General features: G+C 55.4%; 1 rRNA gene. It reads right to left on the bottom strand.

Features of this window, described 5'->3' with window-relative positions:
- Positions 1 to 33 precede the first annotated feature (33 nt).
- Positions 34 to 1,571, bottom strand: a 16S ribosomal RNA gene (locus tag HPA02_RS18025).
- Between the last annotated feature and the right edge of the window lie 174 nt (positions 1,572 to 1,745).

Below are 1,745 nucleotides of genomic sequence, written 5' to 3'. Positions count from 1 at the left end.
GTGAGCACTTGCCGGCAGGCAGCGCTTGTCGTTTAAGGAGGTGATCCAGCCGCAGGTTCCCCTACGGCTACCTTGTTACGACTTCACCCCAGTCATGAACCACACCGTGGTGATCGCCCTCCGAAGTTAGGCTAACCACTTCTGGTGCAGTCCACTCCCATGGTGTGACGGGCGGTGTGTACAAGGCCCGGGAACGTATTCACCGTGACATTCTGATTCACGATTACTAGCGATTCCGACTTCACGGAGTCGAGTTGCAGACTCCGATCCGGACTGAGACCGGCTTTATGGGATTAGCTCCACCTCGCGGTATTGCAACCCTTTGTACCGACCATTGTAGCACGTGTGTAGCCCTACCCGTAAGGGCCATGATGACTTGACGTCGTCCCCACCTTCCTCCGGTTTGTCACCGGCAGTCTCCCTAGAGTTCCCGACCGAATCGCTGGCAAATAGGGACAAGGGTTGCGCTCGTTACGGGACTTAACCCAACATTTCACAACACGAGCTGACGACAGCCATGCAGCACCTGTCTGTGCGTTCCCGAAGGCACCAATCCATCTCTGGAAAGTTCGCACGATGTCAAGGGTAGGTAAGGTTCTTCGCGTTGCATCGAATTAAACCACATGCTCCACCGCTTGTGCGGGCCCCCGTCAATTCATTTGAGTTTTAACCTTGCGGCCGTACTCCCCAGGCGGTCGACTTATCGCGTTAACTGCGCCACAAAGGTCTCAAGGACCCCAACGGCTAGTCGACATCGTTTACGGCGTGGACTACCAGGGTATCTAATCCTGTTTGCTACCCACGCTTTCGCACCTCAGTGTCAGTGTCAGTCCAGAAGGCCGCCTTCGCCACTGGTATTCCTCCCGATCTCTACGCATTTCACCGCTACACCGGGAATTCTACCTTCCTCTCCTGCACTCTAGCCTGACAGTTCCGGATGCCGTTCCCAGGTTGAGCCCGGGGCTTTCACAACCGGCTTATCAAGCCACCTACGCGCGCTTTACGCCCAGTAATTCCGATTAACGCTCGCACCCTCCGTATTACCGCGGCTGCTGGCACGGAGTTAGCCGGTGCTTCTTCTGCGAGTGATGTCCTTCCTGAAGGGTATTAGCCCTCAGGCCTTCTTCCTCGCTGAAAGTGCTTTACAACCCGAAGGCCTTCTTCACACACGCGGCATGGCTGGATCAGGGTTTCCCCCATTGTCCAATATTCCCCACTGCTGCCTCCCGTAGGAGTCTGGGCCGTGTCTCAGTCCCAGTGTGGCTGATCATCCTCTCAGACCAGCTACGGATCGTCGCCTTGGTGAGCCGTTACCTCACCAACTAGCTAATCCGACATAGGCTCATCCGATAGCGCAAGGTCCGAAGATCCCCTGCTTTCTCCCGTAGGACGTATGCGGTATTAGCCTGAGTTTCCCCAGGTTATCCCCCACTATCGGGCAGATTCCTATGCATTACTCACCCGTCCGCCGCTCGACGCCTGGAAGCAAGCTTCCATCGTTTCCGCTCGACTTGCATGTGTTAGGCCTGCCGCCAGCGTTCAATCTGAGCCATGATCAAACTCTTCAGTTTAAATCAGTGCGGTTCTTGCCCTCCCGAGGGAGGAAGCGAACCAATCTTGGCTCAAGGTTCAAACGTTCTCAAAAAGACCCGAAGGTCTCTGACGAGTCGCTTGCCTTGATGATTTGGTGACTCGCACCACCTCACCGACAAGCGCCCACATGAATTACCTGATCGATTGTTAAA

It is taken from the genome of Bisbaumannia pacifica (assembly GCF_007989625.1).
In the GTDB taxonomy this organism is placed as follows: Bacteria; Pseudomonadota; Gammaproteobacteria; order Pseudomonadales; family Halomonadaceae; genus Bisbaumannia; species Bisbaumannia pacifica.
This window is presented reverse-complemented; position numbering and strand designations above follow the sequence as displayed.